Source organism: Sodalis sp. dw_96 (assembly GCF_018449575.1).
In the GTDB taxonomy this organism is placed as follows: Bacteria; Pseudomonadota; Gammaproteobacteria; order Enterobacterales; family Enterobacteriaceae; genus Acerihabitans.
Genome location: NZ_JAAVUT010000002.1, coordinates 318369 through 336639, shown reverse-complemented (window position 1 = coordinate 336639; position 18271 = coordinate 318369). Strand labels below are relative to the sequence as shown.

20 protein-coding genes and 2 pseudogenes are annotated in these 18271 nt (G+C 51.7%); 15 read left to right on the top strand and 7 right to left on the bottom strand.

From position 1 onward, the window contains the following. Positions 1-34: 34 nt before the first annotated feature. The 4 genes and pseudogenes from HB631_RS04650 (at position 35) to bfr (ending at position 3388) form a co-directional block, all read left to right on the top strand. A complete protein-coding gene (locus tag HB631_RS04650) occupies positions 35-808 on the top strand; it encodes a type IV toxin-antitoxin system AbiEi family antitoxin (protein ID WP_213989970.1) in 774 nt (257 codons plus the stop codon). Continuing rightward, positions 801-1088 (top strand): annotated as a pseudogene (locus HB631_RS04645) (nucleotidyl transferase AbiEii/AbiGii toxin family protein); the annotation flags it as partial. The gene HB631_RS04650 and the pseudogene HB631_RS04645, both read left to right, overlap by 8 nt. Positions 1089-1555: 467 nt before the next feature. After that, positions 1556-2554 carry a zinc-dependent alcohol dehydrogenase family protein gene (locus HB631_RS04640; RefSeq protein ID WP_213989969.1) on the top strand — a complete coding sequence of 333 codons (999 nt, stop codon included), beginning with the start codon at positions 1556-1558 and terminating at the stop codon, positions 2552-2554. A 354-nt stretch (positions 2555-2908) separates the two neighbouring features. Continuing rightward, entirely contained in the window at positions 2909-3388 is a 480-nt protein-coding gene (gene bfr / locus HB631_RS04635; protein ID WP_213989968.1) for a bacterioferritin, read from the top strand. Positions 3389-3667: 279 nt separating this feature from the next. Here bfr and HB631_RS04630 read toward each other — a convergent pair whose 3' ends face one another. Then, positions 3668-4282: a TetR/AcrR family transcriptional regulator gene (locus HB631_RS04630; RefSeq protein WP_213989967.1), complete on the bottom strand. Its 615-nt coding sequence runs from the start codon at positions 4280-4282 to the stop codon at positions 3668-3670. A 185-nt stretch (positions 4283-4467) separates the two neighbouring features. Between HB631_RS04630 and HB631_RS04625 the strand changes: the two genes are divergently transcribed. After that, entirely contained in the window at positions 4468-5682 is a 1215-nt protein-coding gene (locus tag HB631_RS04625; RefSeq protein ID WP_213989966.1) for an MFS transporter, read from the top strand. On the opposite strand, the gene HB631_RS04620 is transcribed toward HB631_RS04625, so the two are convergent. Continuing rightward, complete coding sequence (locus tag HB631_RS04620) at positions 5615-6643, bottom strand: UV damage endonuclease UvsE (RefSeq protein ID WP_213989965.1); 1029 nt, start codon at positions 6641-6643, stop codon at positions 5615-5617. The genes HB631_RS04625 and HB631_RS04620 overlap by 68 nt on opposite strands. A gap of 431 nt (positions 6644-7074) precedes the next feature. Here HB631_RS04620 and HB631_RS04615 point away from each other — a divergent pair. Continuing rightward, a pseudogene (locus tag HB631_RS04615) lies at positions 7075-7556 on the top strand (Hcp family type VI secretion system effector). A gap of 4 nt (positions 7557-7560) precedes the next feature. Here HB631_RS04615 and HB631_RS04610 read toward each other — a convergent pair. Together HB631_RS04610 and HB631_RS04605 are read right to left on the bottom strand one after the other, a co-directional pair. Next, positions 7561-7836 carry a hypothetical protein gene (locus HB631_RS04610; RefSeq protein WP_213989964.1) on the bottom strand — a complete coding sequence of 92 codons (276 nt, stop codon included), beginning with the start codon at positions 7834-7836 and terminating at the stop codon, positions 7561-7563. After that, positions 7808-8338, bottom strand: coding sequence for a DUF2778 domain-containing protein (locus HB631_RS04605; RefSeq protein WP_213989963.1), 531 nt, complete (start codon positions 8336-8338; stop codon positions 7808-7810). Before HB631_RS04605 ends, HB631_RS04610 begins: the two co-directional genes overlap by 29 nt. 163 nt (positions 8339-8501) lie before the next feature. Between HB631_RS04605 and HB631_RS04600 the strand changes: the two genes are divergently transcribed. From HB631_RS04600 to HB631_RS04585, 4 genes are all read left to right on the top strand, one after another. Further along, on the top strand, positions 8502-10037 hold the full coding sequence (locus HB631_RS04600) for a Fic family protein (RefSeq protein ID WP_213989962.1): 1536 nt from the start codon (positions 8502-8504) through the stop codon (positions 10035-10037). Between the two features lie 126 nt (positions 10038-10163). Continuing rightward, on the top strand, positions 10164-10352 hold the full coding sequence (locus HB631_RS04595) for a hypothetical protein (protein ID WP_213989961.1): 189 nt from the start codon (positions 10164-10166) through the stop codon (positions 10350-10352). Positions 10353-10433: 81 nt separating this feature from the next. After that, complete coding sequence (locus HB631_RS04590) at positions 10434-10706, top strand: hypothetical protein (protein WP_213989960.1); 273 nt, start codon at positions 10434-10436, stop codon at positions 10704-10706. Then, complete coding sequence (locus HB631_RS04585; protein WP_213990151.1) at positions 10706-11230, top strand: DNA-binding protein; 525 nt, start codon at positions 10706-10708, stop codon at positions 11228-11230. The genes HB631_RS04590 and HB631_RS04585 overlap by 1 nt, the downstream gene beginning before the upstream one ends. A 64-nt stretch (positions 11231-11294) precedes the next feature. Here HB631_RS04585 and HB631_RS04580 read toward each other — a convergent pair whose 3' ends face one another. Then, positions 11295-11477 (bottom strand): helix-turn-helix domain-containing protein, encoded by a 183-nt coding sequence (locus HB631_RS04580; protein WP_255556828.1) that lies wholly within the window; start codon positions 11475-11477, stop codon positions 11295-11297. Between the two features lie 180 nt (positions 11478-11657). On the opposite strand from HB631_RS04580, the gene HB631_RS04575 reads away from it, so the two are divergent. From HB631_RS04575 to HB631_RS04565, 3 genes are all read left to right on the top strand, one after another. Continuing rightward, positions 11658-12218, top strand: coding sequence for a DNA-3-methyladenine glycosylase I (locus HB631_RS04575; RefSeq protein ID WP_213989959.1), 561 nt, complete (start codon positions 11658-11660; stop codon positions 12216-12218). A 731-nt stretch (positions 12219-12949) separates the two neighbouring features. Beyond that, positions 12950-14128 (top strand): class C beta-lactamase, encoded by a 1179-nt coding sequence (ampC, locus tag HB631_RS04570; RefSeq protein WP_213989958.1) that lies wholly within the window; start codon positions 12950-12952, stop codon positions 14126-14128. Positions 14129-14421: 293 nt separating this feature from the next. Then, entirely contained in the window at positions 14422-15195 is a 774-nt protein-coding gene (locus tag HB631_RS04565) for a DUF3750 domain-containing protein (RefSeq protein ID WP_213989957.1), read from the top strand. 54 nt (positions 15196-15249) lie between these two features. Here HB631_RS04565 and HB631_RS04560 read toward each other — a convergent pair whose 3' ends face one another. Next, entirely contained in the window at positions 15250-15402 is a 153-nt protein-coding gene (locus HB631_RS04560; RefSeq protein ID WP_213989956.1) for a hypothetical protein, read from the bottom strand. A 225-nt stretch (positions 15403-15627) separates the two neighbouring features. Between HB631_RS04560 and HB631_RS04555 the strand changes: the two genes are divergently transcribed. Further along, positions 15628-16521 (top strand): dihydrodipicolinate synthase family protein, encoded by an 894-nt coding sequence (locus HB631_RS04555; RefSeq protein ID WP_213989955.1) that lies wholly within the window; start codon positions 15628-15630, stop codon positions 16519-16521. A gap of 130 nt (positions 16522-16651) precedes the next feature. Here HB631_RS04555 and HB631_RS04550 read toward each other — a convergent pair whose 3' ends face one another. Beyond that, positions 16652-17248 (bottom strand): TetR/AcrR family transcriptional regulator, encoded by a 597-nt coding sequence (locus HB631_RS04550; RefSeq protein ID WP_213989954.1) that lies wholly within the window; start codon positions 17246-17248, stop codon positions 16652-16654. Between the two features lie 223 nt (positions 17249-17471). On the opposite strand from HB631_RS04550, the gene HB631_RS04545 reads away from it, so the two are divergent. After that, entirely contained in the window at positions 17472-18251 is a 780-nt protein-coding gene (locus HB631_RS04545; RefSeq protein ID WP_213989953.1) for an SDR family oxidoreductase, read from the top strand. Positions 18252-18271 lie beyond the last annotated feature (20 nt).

Here is an 18271-nt window from a genome sequence, read left to right as displayed (position 1 = left end):
CTTTATTATGGATAGTTACACTTAAAGTGAATCTATGTCGTCGAAAATAAACTGGCTTTTACAAAACACAGCTCCTGGTTCTCTGGTGGCGCAGTCTTGGCTGACAAAGCATGATATCAGTCCTTCCCTGGCACATAGGTATGAGCAGAGCGACTGGCTGCATAAACTGCGTTCGGGATTATACGCGCGTACCGGTCGAGAACCTGATTGGCATGACGCGGTATTGTGCCTGCAAAACCAGTTATCTGTGCCGGTTCATCTGGCAGGTCTTACCAGCCTGACCTATCAAGGCCGTGCTCATTATCTCCAGCTAACCCACAAAAGCGTCTGGCTGTATGTAGAAGACAAAGCGGCGTTGCCAAAGTGGTTTAAAGAATTCCCCGGAGTTGACTGGCTTTTTCTTACGAATCAAAAGTTGTCTCTTATTGGCGAGCAATATCTAACCGATATCGAGATAAAAGGGAATATATTAAAAGCCAGTGTGCCTGAGTTAGCTGCCTACGAACTGGTAAATGCTGTGCCGGCGGAGATCGCTTTTGAGCATGCGGCCGAGCTGTTTCAGGGATTGGTTAACCTGAATCCGGGCAAAGTGGAGAAGTTACTTAACGCCAGCGGTGCAGTGCAAACGAACCGCTTATATCTATTTTTAGCCGACTATTATGCCCATGCCTGGGCTAAACGGATCGATAAAACTAGCATCGACCTAGGATCAGGAAAACGGCAGGTGGTATCAGGCGGTAAGCTGGATAAACAATACCAGATCATCGTGCCTGAAAAATTTATTAACGGAGAGTCATCGCATGGATAAGCAATCACCCTATTACAAACAGTTAGCGCTATTGATAAGCGCGCTACCGGAAGTGGCAAAGGAACGTTGTTTTGCGCTAAAAGGGGGAACCGCAATCAATTTGTTTGTACGCGATTTTCCCCGCCTTTCAGTGGATATCGATTTGGCCTATATCCCATTGGAAAATAGGGAACTGGCGCTACCGAATGTTCGGGCGGCATTGACGAGAATAGCCGCCGGGCTTGAGCGGGAAGCCGGCGTGTCGGCGCTCCTGCAAACCAATAATCCCGATGAGATACGCTGGATAAGCTGGAAACGGTACTTAGGGACTGGCTGAAGTAGTTTACCAAAATAGCGATAGAGTCACTTAAAGTATCAGTTTATTAATTTTTTTAAACTAATTGCCCAGGCTTAATAAGCAGCCAGTTCGACATAGAGAGTCTGCTTGATCATAGTTTCAAATACGTCAATCTCCGCAAACAGCTCCATCATCCGCGACAGCAAAAGAACTCCTCTGATGACGGTAAAACGACGGTATCGGCCCCAGGTCAATCATCAAAAAAATCTTTAATCACGAGGGCTTGTGTAGTTTTTTGAAAATCGAGTGGAGATGCTGAACTGAAGTAGCACGTAGTGAAGTTGGCCACCTGAATAGAGGTGATATCGTCACATCACAGTACATGAACAGGTGACACAATGATCGGAGCTGACAAAAGAACGTTCAGGCCGAACACATCCAAAAAGAATACTTGAACCCAGGAGTACTCCATGCCTACTACTGCCAAGATCGTTCGCTTTCATAAGACCGGAGGTGCCGAAGTCCTGCAGTTTGACGAGCTCCCCCTTCCCGCACCCGGTCAAAACGAAGTGCGTCTGCGAGTTAAAGCGCTTGGACTGAACCGCGCGGACATCATGTATCGTTCCGGTCACTATTTGGAAACGCCGATTCTGCCTTCCAAGAGCGGCTATGAGGCTTCAGGCATCATTGAAGCCGTGGGACATGGGGTTGATTCGAGCTGGATTGGGAAAACCGTCAGCACTGTCCCGGGAACTTTCAGTCTTAACGAATATGGCGTCTATGGCGAAGTCGCCGTTGTACCTTTTCGTTCAATTGCTGAATACCCATCCAATCTCTCCTACGAAGAAGGGGCATCCATCTGGATGCAGTATTTGACTTCGTACGGTGCGCTCATCTGGCTAGGTCAGGTAAGTAAAGGGGACTTCGTCTTAATCACTGCAGCCAGCAGTAGCGTAGGAGTGGCCAGCATCCAGTTGGTAAAAGTACAGGGTGGCGCCAGCATTGCCGTAACCCGTACAGCAGCCAAGAAAGCCCGACTCCTCGAACTTGGCGCCGATCACGTCATCATAACTGATGAGGAAGACCTGGCCGGTAAAGTCAATGAAATCACTAATGGCAAAGGCGCACGCGTCAGCTTCGATCCTATCGGAGGCAAGATGCTGGAGTTGCTCGCAGCAGCAGCGGCCCATAAGGGACTCATCGTCGAATACGGGGCGCTGGCATCCGAGCAAACGCCCTATCCGCTTTTCACTGCGCTCGCCAAGTCCCTCACTATCCGCGGCTATGTGGTAAACGAACTGACGCAAGAGAAAGAGTTCCAGGACGCGAAGCAGTATATTTTCGATCATCTTGCATCCGGCGCTTTCAAGCCTCTGATCGATAGGACGTTTCGCTTTGACGATATCGTTGAAGCCCATCGCTATATGGAAGCGAACAATCAAGTGGGCAAGATCGTTGTAACAGTCTGACGCATACGGATCAGGCCCGCAATCGCGCCCCTTGTCGCGATTGCGGCCGGCCGGGATGATCCCCGCGCTGCTCCCGCCAGTGACCGCCAGTCAGATCGGTGATGGTTCGGGCGAAAACCCCTGACAAAACGGTCTAACAAGTCGCGGAGATAGTGGGCAAGCATCAAACGATCTTGATCGTTATTGCGGCTCCCGATGTCGACCGCGAGAGCCGCCATCGGGCGGCGGCTGATGGGGTGGCGTTCTCGGTGCCGCGCATGCCCCTCATACCTTTTAACATAATTAGTAGGGTTATTACCTTGATTTACCTTGCTCCGGTTATATTCTTAATTAACCGTAACGAAGGAGTGTGCTATGAAAGGCGACGCCCAAATTATTACTCATTTAAATAAATTGCTCGGTAACGAGTTGGTTGCCATCCATCAATATTTTCTTCACGCGCGAATGTTCAAAAACTGGGGCCTGAAGCGTCTCGATGATGTCGAATATCATATTTCACTTCATGAAATGAAGCATGCCGACCATCATATTGAACGAATACTTTTTCTCGAAGGGCTGCCTAATCTGCAACATATGGGTGCCTTGAACATCGGCAAGAATGTGGAAGAGATGCTGCGTTCGGATCTGGATTTGGAACTGCAGGGTGCGCGGGATTTACGAGAAGGTATCTCATACGCCGATAATGTTCGGGATTATGTCACTCGCGATATGCTTATCGAGATCCTGACGGAAGAAGAAGAACACATCGATTTTCTGGAAACCGAATTGGATTTAATCACCCGTATCGGTGTGCAGAATTATTTGCAGTCCCAATTAAAAGACGCCTCTCAATAAAGACCGGTCATGGACTTTTTCCCTGTCGCTGGGATTAAAGGCGGCGGAATTTCCCGAGCCACACAAGCTATATACAATATGATCTATCCCCGCAAGCTCGCTTCAGTTCATAGCCGACCGGGACGGTATGTATGTCATGGTATTGGCAGTCTATATTAAGGGCGATCGCCGCGAATTTGAACAGGTGCGGGAGCGGATCGCGGGGCAATGCGTCGGGAAGCAGTGAATTTCTTCAATAATCGAACAACATCACTAGTTTAATATCCAGTCCACCGGCAATCACCGATCCCGCGCGGTATCCCATGCCGTCATAATGCGGTCGATAGCGGCATTGAGCACCGGGTAACCCACGCCATCGCGCGCAAGAGTGGACAGGCCCAGCAAAAAACCGTCGAACACCGTGGCGAGGGCTCGAGCGTCTGTTGTCGGAGCCAATTCGCCGTCGGCGATGCCGCGCTCGATACATCCGGTGATGCCGGCACGGGTGCGGGTGCGTGATTGTGTCAGCGACTGCGTCACCGCCGCGTTTTCGGGCGAGGGAGCGCTCATCACCGCCAAAGCCACCATGCATCCCTTGGGGTGCCCGCGTTCGCACTGCATTTTTGCCGAGGCACGCAGGGCTGTCTCCAAGGCTGGCCGGGGAGCCAGACCCGTGTCCCACAGGTATTCCGTGACCGTTGCGTATTGGCTCAGGTAGCGCCGCGCGCATTCTTGGAATAGCGCCTCCTTGGAGGCGAATGCGGCATAAAAGCTGGGTGCGGAAATCCCGCCGCCGATCGCGGCTTTGAGCTGGGTCAAAGAGGTGGCTTCATAGCCTTGCTCCCAAAACAGGTGCAAGGCTTGGTCGATAGCCTTGTCTCGATCGAACCTACGGGGCCTGCCCATTTGCGCCATGGCGTCCTCCTTTCGATTATCACCTTCATCTATGAAATAGATACTAATCGATACATAAATTGTTGACAATCGGTATTGCTCTTCTCTATATTTATATCGATCAGTACATAAGTGAACGAAACGGAGGGAGCAGGCTTCCTGTTTTGATTGTCACTGCTGTTGTCCCCACTTTCAGGAAACGCTGTATGAAAACCGTTACTTATGCTTCCTCTTCAGAGCTAGCCAGCGCGCCGCTACCCGTCTTCGCACTGCTGGCGTTGGCAATGACAGGCTTTATCTGCATTTTGACCGAGACGCTGCCGGCGGGCCTGCTGCCGCAAATCGGTGAGGGGCTTGCCGTTTCTCCGTCGCTGGCCGGACAGATGGTCACCGCCTACGCGGCGGGCTCATTTCTGGCGGCGATACCGCTGACCATCGCTACACGCACCTGGAGACGGCGAAGCGTGCTGCTGTTGACCATCGTTGGCTTTCTGCTCTTCAACTCGGTTACGGCACTCTCGTCCAATTACCAGCTGACGCTGGCCGCGCGTTTCTTCGCCGGCGTTTCGGCCGGATTGGCATGGAGCCTTTTAGCGGGCTACGCGCGGCGGATGGTGGCCGTGCACCAGCAAGGCAAAGCGATGGCGATCGCGATGGTGGGAACGCCCATCGCATTGTCATTGGGCGTTCCGCTGGGTACCTGGCTCGGCGCTCTGGTGGGATGGCGTACCGCATTCTGGATCATGTCAGCGCTTACCTTGATGCTCATCATCTGGGTACTGGCCAAGGTGCCGGATTACCCCGGCCAGGCGGCTCACGAGCGCATGTCCTTGCACAAGGTGTTCATCACCCCGGGGGTGCGACCGGTGCTCGGCACGGTGATTGCCTGGATGCTGGCGCACAACATCCTCTACACCTATGTGGCGCCATTCGTGGCGCAGGCCGGACTGCTTGGTCGTGTGGATCTGGTGCTGCTGGTCTTTGGTCTGGCTGCGTTGCTGGGGATTTGGGTCACCGGCTGGCTGGTGGATCGCCACCTGCGCAACATGGTGCTGACCAGCCTGGCGACGTTCAGTGTGATTTCGCTACTGTTTGCCTGGTTCGCCAGCGTGCCCACAGCGATCTACCTGGGTGTGGTGGTGTGGGGAGTGACGTTCGGCGGGGCGGCCACGCTGCTGCAGACCGCCCTGGCGGATACCGCCGGCGACGGGGCTGATGTGGCGCTGTCGATGAATGTGGTGGCGTGGAATGGCGCCATTGCCGGAGGAGGGTTGCTCGGCGGCGTCCTGCTGGACGCTTGGGGTGCAAGTTCGTTCCCATGGGTCTTGGTCCTGCTGTCTGCCCTGGGATTCGTCATCGCTTGGTCGGCAAGGGCACATGGCTTTCGGCCCGGACCACGACTTCACCGACCTGATGCCTGAATGTTGGCGCGCTGCATGCGTATTGATACAATTTTTCCCTGGCGAGATTTTTCATTTTCACTTCACACATGATATCGAAATCGTCAAAGGATAAAGCCCAGTCATTCAGTGTATTATTAAAATAGTACTTTGAATGAGCGCGTAATGTTGGTTTTGACAAACCCAACGTATCTTGATCCGGAAAGCCATGCTCCGGGATAAGACCTTCCTGAGAAATGGAATAATGTAAGACAGGTCTTATTCCTCTCCAAGATTCCTTTATTATTTTCATTCGATCATCGGCTGGTTTGATAAATTTATTCTCTTTCACCCAGTGATGATGAATATCCAAAACGATCGGGCATAAGCTTTTTGCCTGCAATACGTCATCCACTGAACAGGAAATTTCGTCATTTTCAACAGTCACCATCAGCCTTGCTTCGGGGCTGAGCTTTAGGAAAGCGTCCTTGAAACCGGCAAAACCTTTCTTCCCGTTCATATGAATATTTATTTTAAAGTCCTGGAAACGTTTGCCATATCCCATCGATTTCGCACACAGGGCATGATATTCAATGTCTTCAATAGATCTTTCCACTACTGATGGATTGTCTGATGCCAGGACAGTGTATTGTCCGGGGTGAAAGGATAATCTTATATCGTTCTGCTTTGCAAAATCCCCGCTGTTCCTGAATAGAGGGTATAAATCGGGTAAAATTTCTTTGTACAGAATAGTAGCTTCGGGGACAGTATATAATGGCAGCAAATCACTTCCAATCCTTATCATTCTCAGATTTTTAGGAAGTAAAGCCAATTGCTCAAAAATCAACAGAAGGTTGGTTAAGTTTTCTCTCGAACTTTCCCAAAGCAAAGCGAGTCTTTTATCATTATCCAACGTCAAAAACCGTTTACGCGTTGGGGATTTAAAGGGGAATGGCTGTAGTGTTTCTGAATAAAAATATTTGCAGGCGAATCCAAGTTTCATAATACCTCCCTTAAATGCGGTTTCTACAAGTGTAACGGCTCACTGAGATTTTGCCTCCCTGACAGCCGCATTCGGTTTCAGCGTAAGTGTGAAGGGCAGCGCGCCTAACGTGGATAAAGAAACTTCATCTATTGGTTGAGCATAGATTGATTGAGGGAGAACAGCGAGATTGAGGGTAAAGCCCTAGGACCGGCTTAAGACACATATGCTGACCGAAAGATCTATGCTCGATCTTGCTTATGTTTCAGCGAGAAGCTATTTTGAATCACGCCATGACAACTAACGGGGATGGATTGCAATACACCCTGTAAGCAAAGCAACGAGAATATGAAAAACGCTAATAACATATATATTGATGAGATGTTTAGAATTTAGTCAGTTTTACTTACTATTGTTCTGATAAACTTACTCTTTTCAAAAGGAGGATCGTTATGCCTATTCCCGCTTACCTATGGCTTAAAGATGATGGCGGTGCGGATATCAGGGGTCAGTAGATGTGCAAGACCGGGAGGGCAGTATTGAAGTTATTGGTTTTAACCACGGCCTGAATATCCCAGTAGATAGAAGTAATGGTAAAATCACGGGTACTCGATCACATTCACCAATAATGATTGAAAAGGAATTTGATTCGTCAAGTCCGTATCTTTATAAAGCTGTAGCAAAGGGACAAACGTTACAATCGGCAGAGATCCGCTGGTATCGGATAAATTTTGCAGGACAGGAAGAGTCTTACTTTGTTATGTTACTGGAAGGTGTAAAAGTGACTGGAGTTAATCCTGGGATGCCTAACACTAAATTATCTGGTATGTCCGCAGTCAATCATATGGAATCCGTTTCATTGATGTATAACCGAATTACTTGGTGTTATGTTGATGGAAATATTCGTTATACCGATGACTGGAATGAACGATAAATTGTCATCCGAGGAATGTACCCGGATTTTGTCTTTGAGACCAATACCACACTTTTTTTATAAAGTTATATACTATTGTTGTTAAAAGTGTATTAAATGTAAAAAAAGTAGCAATCAAAATTAATTCTGGATCTCTTGAACCAAAAAAATGAGTTGCTTGTAAAAGTATATTTTGCTGTACTGCTGTCAAGTCGTCCGGATACGGAAATGAACGACCAATAGCAAAAAAAACGACAAAAAATAGTAGTGAGTTACCCATCGACCGGGCAAATGCCGCCATAAACTATTACCTCAATCATTCCATGAGCATCGATTCCAGTGCTATAGACGGGAACCTTAATAGTTCTCAATAGGGCCGAGCGTATTGCCGCAAAATCGGATTTGTGTTGTAGTGTAATACATCCAAGAGAAATCCCGCCGCCCCCTATTGGATGCAAACGGAAATTGCCCCTTCTTACACCGTCAATCCAAGTATAATCATCTATTTTCCCATCGTCTCGATACAAGGCAAACCATTCTGTATGATTTGAAGCGCTGCCTCTTACCACTGTGTTCCAAGTGTCTTTAAAGTAAGTTATAGCTTGCGATCGTATACCTCCGGCTGGTCGGTCAACAATCCAATAGCGTCCCGAGGGTATAGGTCCGGCTTCTGGAACCCTCACACACCCGCCTTGGTTTCGATATCCTTTATTCCCAGAAAAAGCTAGGAATGTTCCGACCCCATAAATAGTTAGTGGGGAAAAACTAGAGTTATTAACAATAAACTTTCCCTGTAATGACATCCCAAATCCTTTCTGGTCTAACGAGTGAAGATACAAATTTCACATTACAGATCTGAACTTATACGTTTCATAAATAGCCTTTTAAATGCCCTCATGTTATCGTTTTCCAAGGATCTTATTATTTCAGTATCATTTTCGCGGCCCCAATACAGGATTTTGCCTTATGCAGGTTGGCTTCAAGGTATTAGAACGCCTTTACGGCATCATGTTGGCGCAGCTATTGCGTGTCGAGTCAGCTATTGGCACGGGTCGCGTCCATCAGGATGAGGGCGGACTGATAAAAAATCAGTATCCGGCCAGCTACCGGCCGGCGAATGACTTCGCGGGGCATTTCGAATTCGGGCTCAAATACGAAGAGATCCATATGGAGTTCTTTGCCCGCCTTTTTGCCGCCATCGGCCCCGAGCCTATCGCGGCATGGTGTCGACGCGAGCCTTTCGGCCAGTACGCGCGCCGTGCGGGTTTTCTGTACGAGTGGCTGACCGGAACGCGGCTGGATGTGCCGGACCTGACCAATGGCAAATATATTGATGCCATCTCCGGTCAGGACTATTTCACCAGGGTCGAACCGCTGCGCGAGCGTCGCTGGCGGATCAATAATAATCTGCCGGGGACGGTCGCGTTTTGCCCTTTGATTCGTCGGACTACAGCGCTTCAGGACGCGCTGCATTTTGATCTCACTGCCGCGCTGGTTGAACTGGACAAAGCGTTCGGCGCCGATCTGCTGATGCGTACCGCCGGCTGGCTGACGTTTAATGAGTCCCGTGCAAGCTTTTTGATAGAAAAGGAGTCTGACCATACCGATCGGATCCAGCGGTTCGCCCATGTTATTGAACAGTATTGTGGCCATATTGAAGACCCGCTGGGCAGCGACAGTTTATATACCTTGCAATCCGGTATTTTGGGCCGGGATGCCGTGGGACTGGGCCTGCGTCGCTCGCCGGTTTTTGTCGGGCAGTCCACCCTGCGTCAAAATCTTGTCCACTATATCGCTCCCCACTTCGAGGCAGCGGTGGGCATGCTGGAGGGCCTTAAAGCATTTGAAGTTGCGACCCGAGGGGCCGAGCCTATGGTGCGTGCCGGGGCGTTGGCCTTTGCTTTTGTCTATATCCATCCAATGAGAGACGGTAATGGCCGGATCCACCGTTTTCTGATAAATGACGCACTGGTGCGTGATAGGGCGGTCCCTGACGGCATCATTCTGCCGGTATCTGCCACGATCGTCAGTTCTCCCCATTTTCGCGCGGCTTACAATCGCACGCTCGAGGTGTTTTCCCGCCCGTTTATGCGGCGCTATGCAACGGCTTACCGGTTTGGCGAAGTGGTGGCATGTGAAGATGGCACCCGCAGCAACTTTATTTTTGATGACTATGAGGACGCTTGTTTTGCCTGGCGCTATCCGGATCTGACCGAGCATGTGCTGTTCACCGCGCGGGTGATTAAGCATACGGTAAGATATGAGATGGCAGACGAGGCGAGGGAATTGGCCACCTTTCAGCTCGCGCAGGAAAACCTTAAGGATGTCATTGAGATGCCAAGCCAGGACGCGAACAGGATTATCCGTTCTGTCAAACAAAACGGCTGGCGCGTGTCCGGCAAATTGAGAGCGGAATATCCGCTCCTGGAGGATGTGCTCACGGCGCAGCATGTCGTGGAGGCTGTGCGCTCCGCGTTTGAGGATAGCAGTGCCAAACCTTAATATTGCCCTCACGCTGGGTCAGTCGATGGGAGAGGTTATTTTGTCTTAACCTGAGAACTCCGATAATACGCTGGTTAAGTTAAAGGCTACAAATCTACCCCGCATTGATACCCTTCCTCATCCCTAATGGCAAAAAATCGTCATCTCACAGAAGAAAAAATTTCGATACTCACCGGCATCGCCCTGAACAATCTCACCTCTATCTGGCAGATAGGCCAAATTTGCAACAGTGCTTCCAGCATCGCTAAAGACCTTATCGGCTGCCTGAACTCACTGTCTACGCTGTTGCCGGAGAGTATGACGGACCCGTGTTAAAGACGTCACTATATGCAAGTTCAAGATAGCAAGGTTGTCACTTGACAACTCACATGCAAAAATCTATTCTGGAGGTCAATGATGACACGTCCCTCGCATTCAAGGAAAGAGGTGGAAGAGGCACTCAGATATGCTGAAGAGCAACATTGGCGAATCGACGTTGGCGGCAGTCATGCCTGGGGGAAGATCTACTGCCCTTATAATGAAAATGAGTGTCGCTACGGAGAGTTTTGCATTACCAGCGTCTGGAGCACGCCTAAGAATCCCGGCAACCATGCTCGCGCCCTGCGCCGGGTCGTGGATAATTGCACAACGCATCGCAAATGGTGTGATCCTGACGACAAGGAGAAATGATGGAATTTACCTTTACCTTAAAGTACCAGCTTGCCGCTGAGGACTGCGAAACGGATGCGATTGTCGAACGTCTGGGCGAAGCCGGCTGCGACGATGCTCTGGTGGGCATAGGGCTGCCGGGCAGGCTGGCGTTGGAATTCACTCGGGAGGCTAAGAATGCCGAGGCTGCCGTACGCAGTGCGCTGGCGGATGTTCGTCGCGCCGTACCCTCGGCGACGCTTATCGAAGCGGCGCCGGATCTGGTGGGACTGACTGATGCAGCTGAGATTGTAGGCGTGTCGAGACAGAATATGCGCAAGCTGATGCTGGCCCATCCGGGCAATTTTCCGGCGCCGGTCCATGAAGCCAGCGCATCGATTTGGCACCTTGCGGATATCTTGTCCTGGTTGCAGGCCAGAGGAAACTATCGGTTGGCGCAAGATATGTTGGAACTTGCTGAGGTGGCGATGCGGGTTAATGTGGCAAAAGAGGCCCACCGCTTAGCGCCCCCATCGGCAAAGGAATTGAAAGCCTTGGTCAGTTGATATCGAATATGGGCATGGTTACCAACGAGGTAAATGTTGCCTTACTTGAGGGGGCGTCTTCGGCTCAGCGCTCCCCCTTGTCATAACCCTCTCTCGCTTGCTTGATGGCATCCCAATTGCCGCCAATCCACTGAACCAAATGCTTCATCGGCTCCAGCAGGCTAAGGCCGAGCTCAGTCAATTCATATTCCACTCTCGGCGGCACCTCGGGGAATATTTCACGGGACAGAAGGCCATCCCGCTCCAGGTTGCGCAGTTAGCCTTTGATTCAATGAATCAGCCACAGTGCATTTTACGAGTAGGATGACAGTTTAAAAGCATGCCCCGTTTGCCACGACCTTTAAGACAACGCACAGGGCATGCCTGTATGATCACAAAGGTAAAGGCAAAGCGGATTAACGACCGGTAATCGTCCAGGAGGACGCAAATGACGGATAACCGACATCGCTGCACGTGGGCGAATTCAGGACCTTTGATGCAGCATTATCACGATACGGAGTGGGGCGTGCCGCAACGGGATCCGCGTATGCTGTGGGAGACGCTGATGCTTGAGGGTTTCCAGGCCGGTCTGTCATGGGACATTATTCTGCGCAAGCGGGACGCTTTTCGCCTGGCCTTTGACGGCTTTGATCCACGGGTTGTGGCGGCTTACGGCGCCGACGACATTGATCGCCTGCTGGCAAATCCGGGGATCGTGCGGGCGCGGGCAAAGATCCAGGCGACGATTCGCGGCGCGCAGATTTTTAACGACATGCGGGCGAACGGCGAGGACTTCGCGGATTATTGCTGGTCTTACACTCACGGCGAACCGCTGATGGGAAAGGGCTTTGCCACCGAAACAGAGCTGTCCGGCAAAATTTCAAAGGACCTGAAACGAAGAGGCTTCAAGTTCATCGGGCCGACGATTGTCTATGCCTGGATGCAGGCGGTGGGCATCGTCAACGACCATGATCGCGCTTGCTTCCGTTATCAGGAGAGCATCAAATAAGCAGGGCGTTCTGTATATTGACTCGTCATTAACCGCGTGAAGTGGTGTGGGCTTTCAACCTTTTTTCTTGGGCGCAATTGCCGCGATGGATATTAAAAATCCCGTTAACGCAGCCGTTATTAAAAGGCGGGCTTGTTTCGGATAAACAGTCCCAAATTAAGTGTATCGCCATATATGTTAAACAAATCAAAAAAGAGAAATGGGTTAAATATTCCGCATCTTGCGGTAAATACCATGGTTGTTCCCGCACTTTAGCTAACAAAGTGTTTGTCCCTTATCAAACGTGACGGTATTGTGCTGGGGGAATAGCTCACCGCCACACATGTCTGTAGCGCCCGTATCAACACATTTTAGTATATGACTATGTAATTGTTATATTCATCATATATGCAAAAATGTTTATTTGATGCGAAATAATGGATTGTGGGCTTTCATAATAAATACTGTGGAAAAAATATTTTGACTCGGCGGCTATTATCGTAAAGTATATCTATATTGATGGATCAAAATTTGGGATGTACTGTAAGAATGAAAGAATAATTATTTAGCTGATCATCTATTTCAATGCAAAAATGGCTCTACTGTAACGCTCGCGCAACAATCGTTTACCAAAAATAGATGATTAAGCAAATCACTCTGGCCGCGAGATGTCCTGTATTTTTCAAAAGACTATAAATTATTCACCAATGCATTAATTTTATTATTTTTTTAACGAAAGTTATGAGAACTTTATGAATACAAAAAATATATTTCCCTCGATTGCAATATCATCCATGTTGGCAACATCCGTGGGCGCTCAAGGCGCACCTAACAAAGATGCGGATATGTATCGCGCCAAGGTAGATAGTTCAATCCTTCCCCTAATGAAGGCACATAACATCCCCGGAATGGCTGTTGCTTTGACGGTTGATGGCCGGCAGTATTATTATAATTACGGGCTGGCTTCGGTAACACCTGAAAAGAAAGTCGCTGCCGATACGCTGTTTGAACTGGGTTCGGTGAGCAAAACCTTCAATGTGACGCTGGCCGCCTATGCCGATTTGCAAAAAAAGTTATCCTTGGTGGAAAAAGTCAGTAATTACCTGCCTTCATTGAAGGATACGCCTTTCGGCAATTTATCCCTTGTCAATCTGGCCACCCATACCACGGGTGGGATGCCGCTGCAGGTTCCGGAGACGGTGACCAACGAGGCGCAACTGATGGAGTACTTGCACGCATGGCGTCCGGAAAGCGCGGGCCAGGGGCGTTCATACTCCAATATCAGTATCGGTACCCTGGGGCTTATTTCCGCCAGGGCGATGGGAGATACCTATGTCAATTTGCTGCGCAACGTTATCTTGCCGGGGCTGGACATGCGCCATACCTGGATCAACGTGCCTGATGGAGAGATGAAAAACTATGCCTGGGGATATAACAAGCAGGATAAGCCGGTACGCGTCAATTCCGGCATATTGAGTGATGAAGCCTACGGCGTAAAGTCGACTTCCGCCGATATGATCCGGTTTGTGGAAGCCAATATGAAGCAAGCGGGGGAGGGAACTGCCGTGCAGCAAGCCGTGACTGAAACCCATCGGGGCTATTTCTCCACGGCGAAATACACCCAGGATATGCTCTGGGAGCAATATCCTTGGCCGGTGGCGCTCGGCGCCGTTATTGAGGGCAACAAGAATGAGATGACGTATAATATCAATCCGGTTGAATCCATCACCCCCGCCACGCCTCCCCTGCAAGCCGTTTTGTTGAATAAAACCGGCGCTACCGACGGCTTTGGCGCCTATGTGGCATTTATCCCGGAGAAAAAAATGGGTATCGTGATGCTTGCCAACCGAAATTATCCGAATGTTGAGCGGGCCCAGGCGGCATGGCAAATCTTTAACGACATCGATAAACAGACCGCATTGTCTCGCTGAATCCGGCCGGACTTAGTCCCGAGGCCCTGACCGGGCCTCGGGATGTGGAGGTTGATCCGCGTTTTTGGCCCGTCCATTAATGACGGGTGGCAAATTTTGTGCTTTCCACCCAACGCTGGAGCCACTACACTAACAGCTGGTTTGACCATGGTGTCGCAAGTATCGTGCCCCGCAAACTGTTCCCTCTCCCGCCTCATCACCTGTCATTTTTGTAAAGCTTTATAGCAAAATCTTCTGAGAGGATTAGGCTGAATATTCAGCCAACGCATATTAAGCCGGCAGACTAAGGACATATGATCTACCTCAAAACCTTCATTATCGGTTTTCTCTGTATCATGCTGTTATCCTTTGGACAAAGCTGGTCCAAGGCCAAGCAGAGCGGTGAAGTCTTTACAGGGCAGCACTGGTGGACAGCCCGGCAGGATTCCGCCGGTATTGCGCCGGATCCGGTACAGCTTCGGGATACGGCGATCGTTCAAATCTATGCGGCACCCACTTATGGGTGGCGAGGTCTGGTGGCGGTTCATCCCTGGATCATCTTCAAAAAGGCGGGGGAAACCCAATACAGCCGATACGATGTCATCAGTTGGGGCAGCGATGACGTGGTTCGCCGCGACTACGCCATCCCCGACGGATACTGGTACGGCTCACGGCCCAAACTATTGGTGGATCATCGCGGCGCTCGTGCCGAGGCCATGATCCCGCGCATTGAAGCCGCCATCAATAGCTATCCCTATCCACATACCTATCACGCCTGGCCCGGCCCGAATAGCAATACCTTTATGGCCCACATCGGCAGGGAAGTGCCTGAACTGCGGCTGGACCTGCCGGCCAATGCCATCGGCAAGGATTACCGGACGTTGCTGCACCCTATTGGCTTATCCCCGTCGGGCAGGGGCGTGCAGGTATCATTGCTGGGCGTGCTGGGAGTGACGCTAGGGGTGGAAGAGGGGGTCGAGATCAATATCTTGGGATTTAATGTGGGCGTTGATGTCATGTCCCCGGCGCTGCGTTTGCCTTTTATCGGCCGGCTCGGCTATGACAAGGTGGCAAGGGATAAATCCTGAGCATTGATCTTACCCGTGCGAGGTAGGTGGCGTAGTTGTTCGCTTCAATGTTTCTTATTCGAATAATTCCCGTTCACCGGCAAAGAGTTGAATCAGGAAATCCACCGCCGTTTTGGTGGGCGGGTCCTGACGGACTTTCCGTCGGGTAATGAGCCAAAGCTCTCGCGGCGGCGGCACGTGATCCAGACTGCAGTGGTTGAGCGCCATATCGCCGCGCCCGATAAAATGCGGAAGCAGGGCGACGTCGGCGCCGGCTTTTGCCGCGACAAATACTATGGAGCGGGGCCGGCCATTGCGGTTTGCCTGGTGATAAAAAACGACGATGGCCTATTGGGCGTTTATCGCTTCGGTGGTATATGTGTGCTTGATAACAAACTGACCCCATAAAAAAATGCAGTGATAGCGGGCAAGACTAAAAAAGGAACATTAAATATGTTTTCTGGTTTAAGCGCTTTCCCGCTCACGCCCATGAATGAGACGGGCATTGATGAACAGGCGTTCCTGCGCCTGATAAAACGCCTTGTGGAATCGGGAGTGGATTCCATCGGCGCCCTCGGCTCAACCGGCAGCTATGTTTACCTTAGCCGCGCCGAGCGTGCCTATGTCGCCAGGCTTGCGATAGAGCATGCCGAAGGTGTGCCGGTGATGGTGGGTATTGGCGCGTTACGCGTTCGCGATGTGCTGGATCTGGCCGAAGACGCGCAGAAAGCGGGTGCGAGCGCGGTTCTGCTGGCACCGGTGTCCTATCAGAAACTGACCGATGATGAAGTGTTCGGGCTTTATGAATCGGTGTCCCGTTCCCTCTCCGTACCGCTTTGCGTATACGACAATCCCAGCACGACGCATTTCGTGTTCAGCGATGAGCTCCATGGCCGGATTGCACGGTTGCCGCAGGTGCGCTCCATCAAGATCCCCGGGGTGCCTGAAGACCCGTTGGCGGCAAAAGCCAGGGTCGAACGGCTGCGCGCCCTGATCCCTTCCCACGTGACGGTGGGTATTAGCGGGGATGCTTTCGGCGCCGCGGGCCTGAACGCGGGATGTGACGTCTGGTATTCCGTTATCGGCGGACTGTTTCCCAAAACCACGCTGGCTATCACCCGCGCCGCTCTGGACGGCCAGGGGAACGAGGCCGTCAGGCTGTCGGCGCGTCTTGAATCTCTATGGGCGCTTTTCCGTCAATACGGCAGCCTGCGCGTCATTGCATCCGCCGCCGAGATCCAAGGACTCGTCAATCCCCCTTGTCTGCCTTTACCTCTGACCACCTTGAACGGCAATGCGCGGCGACAGCTGGCGGAATTCTTGACCGATGGGGGGATGGACGAATGAGCCCGCGCTTCCTCCCAGGTTCAGGTTAACGTTGATTTATTGACGCATGAACGCGCGTTCGGTTATGAAAGCGAACGCCAGTTATCAGCGCTCCAGGGGAGTTGGATGACGAACGACGTACATAAGCTCCTTACCGGGTTGCAGGGGGTGTGGGCCATGTGCTCAACACATGCTCGGCAAGTTTTTCCAGGGACTTCCGGGAAACCCCCGCTTTGGCTTGTACCGCCATACCTTGTGAAACGATCATCACGTACTCGGCAAGGGTGGCGCAGTCCGCCGACGGCAAGAGATCTCCCTCCCGCTGTGCACGCTCCAGCCGGCGGCGCAGCGCAAGCTGTGAAGCTGCGCGGCGCCTGATGAGCTCTTGCCTGACGGACTCCGATTCGTCGGAACATGCCAGGGCGCCGTTCAATCCCAGGCAACCGGGATGGTTGGCGGATAGGGTATGCAGCACGGCGCAACCGTGCAAGGTGCGTTCCACGACCTTGTAAGATGTCGGCTCATCCAGCGCCTGGCTCATGAAACCCAGATATTTTGCACCGTAAAGATCCAGCGCCTGGAGGAACAATGCCTCCTTATTGCCGAAGGCTGAATAGAGGCCGGGACGGGCGACGCCGGTGGCCTGCGTGAGATCCTCAAAAGAGGTCCCCTCATATCCCTTCTGCCAAAAGACGGACAAGGCCGCCTCCAGCGCCTGGTCCACATCAAACTCTCTGTGACGGCCCATAACAAATCCTGGTGGTACCGCAAATTCGGTAACGTTCATTATAAAACCCTTGACGCCTCAATCTCAATACAATACTGTTCGTTACAGTAACGATCATTCTTAAATTAAAGCAATAAACGAATCGGGGGCGGCCGCGCGGGCAACGGAGAGGGAGCCGGAGCGGGCCGACCGGGGTGGTTCTTTTACCTCTATGAATTCACAACGTTTGTAAAGAGGCATCGTCATGCATGACAGCACAGCAAAAATGAAACCAGGCCTTAGCGGGAGAATAGCCCTGGTCACCGGAGGGGCGCGCGGCGTTGGCCTTGAGATATGCCGGCAACTGGCGGTCCTTGGCGCGGAGGTCATTATTGCCGCCCGAGACGGAGCACAGGCGGATGCCACAGCCAATGAATTGCAAAGCCGGGGGTATCGCGCCATTGGCCTTCAGCTCGACGTGACGGCGGAAAAAGACCGGGAAGCGGTTTTTGCGTTTTTGTCAGACAGGTACGGTTTGCTGGATATTCTTATTAACAACGCGGGCGTCTGGCTGGACAGCGCCAATGCCGCCACGCCGCCGGATCTGCCGCCAAGCCGGGCAGCGGAGAAGTCTGTACGCAGCACCTTCGAGGTCAATTTCTTTGCGCCGATATTCCTGACGCAGCGACTGCTGCCGCTTTTGCGCCGATCCCCGGCGGGGCGCATCGTCAACGTGTCGAGCATTCGCGGCTCTTTGACCCATCTGTCCGATCCCGCATCACCGGTCTACCCCATCAAGGCGCTGGCCTACGATACGTCGAAGGCGGCACTGAACGCTTTTACCATCCTGCTGGCCGAAGAGCTTCGCGACAGCCCCATCAAAGTCAATGCCATCCATCCCGGCTGGGTACGCACGGCTATGGGTAGCGAGCATGCCGACCTGAGTCTGGAAGAAGGTGCCCGCACCGCGATCCGCTATGCAACCTTGGCGGAAGACGGCCCCACGGGGGGATTTTTTTACCAGGGCCAGCGGCTGCCCTGGTAAGGGCCGGCGCATCGTTCAAC

Bases quoted from the DNA above. Each gene is read 5' to 3' on its own strand.
- HB631_RS04650 (WP_213989970.1), top strand. From the start codon at position 35: ATGTCGTCGAAAATAAACTGGCTTTTACAAAACACAGCTCCTGGTTCT.
- HB631_RS04640 (WP_213989969.1), top strand. From the start codon at position 1,556: ATGCCTACTACTGCCAAGATCGTTCGCTTTCATAAGACCGGAGGTGCC.
- bfr (WP_213989968.1), top strand. From the start codon at position 2,909: ATGAAAGGCGACGCCCAAATTATTACTCATTTAAATAAATTGCTCGGT.
- HB631_RS04630 (WP_213989967.1), bottom strand. From the start codon at position 4,282: ATGGCGCAAATGGGCAGGCCCCGTAGGTTCGATCGAGACAAGGCTATC.
- HB631_RS04625 (WP_213989966.1), top strand. From the start codon at position 4,468: ATGAAAACCGTTACTTATGCTTCCTCTTCAGAGCTAGCCAGCGCGCCG.
- HB631_RS04620 (WP_213989965.1), bottom strand. From the start codon at position 6,643: ATGAAACTTGGATTCGCCTGCAAATATTTTTATTCAGAAACACTACAG.
- HB631_RS04610 (WP_213989964.1), bottom strand. From the start codon at position 7,836: ATGGCGGCATTTGCCCGGTCGATGGGTAACTCACTACTATTTTTTGTC.
- HB631_RS04605 (WP_213989963.1), bottom strand. From the start codon at position 8,338: ATGTCATTACAGGGAAAGTTTATTGTTAATAACTCTAGTTTTTCCCCA.
- HB631_RS04600 (WP_213989962.1), top strand. From the start codon at position 8,502: ATGCAGGTTGGCTTCAAGGTATTAGAACGCCTTTACGGCATCATGTTG.
- HB631_RS04595 (WP_213989961.1), top strand. From the start codon at position 10,164: ATGGCAAAAAATCGTCATCTCACAGAAGAAAAAATTTCGATACTCACC.
- HB631_RS04590 (WP_213989960.1), top strand. From the start codon at position 10,434: ATGACACGTCCCTCGCATTCAAGGAAAGAGGTGGAAGAGGCACTCAGA.
- HB631_RS04585 (WP_213990151.1), top strand. From the start codon at position 10,706: ATGGAATTTACCTTTACCTTAAAGTACCAGCTTGCCGCTGAGGACTGC.
- HB631_RS04575 (WP_213989959.1), top strand. From the start codon at position 11,658: ATGACGGATAACCGACATCGCTGCACGTGGGCGAATTCAGGACCTTTG.
- ampC (WP_213989958.1), top strand. From the start codon at position 12,950: ATGAATACAAAAAATATATTTCCCTCGATTGCAATATCATCCATGTTG.
- HB631_RS04565 (WP_213989957.1), top strand. From the start codon at position 14,422: ATGATCTACCTCAAAACCTTCATTATCGGTTTTCTCTGTATCATGCTG.
- HB631_RS04560 (WP_213989956.1), bottom strand. From the start codon at position 15,402: ATGGCGCTCAACCACTGCAGTCTGGATCACGTGCCGCCGCCGCGAGAG.
- HB631_RS04555 (WP_213989955.1), top strand. From the start codon at position 15,628: ATGTTTTCTGGTTTAAGCGCTTTCCCGCTCACGCCCATGAATGAGACG.
- HB631_RS04550 (WP_213989954.1), bottom strand. From the start codon at position 17,248: ATGGGCCGTCACAGAGAGTTTGATGTGGACCAGGCGCTGGAGGCGGCC.
- HB631_RS04545 (WP_213989953.1), top strand. From the start codon at position 17,472: ATGCATGACAGCACAGCAAAAATGAAACCAGGCCTTAGCGGGAGAATA.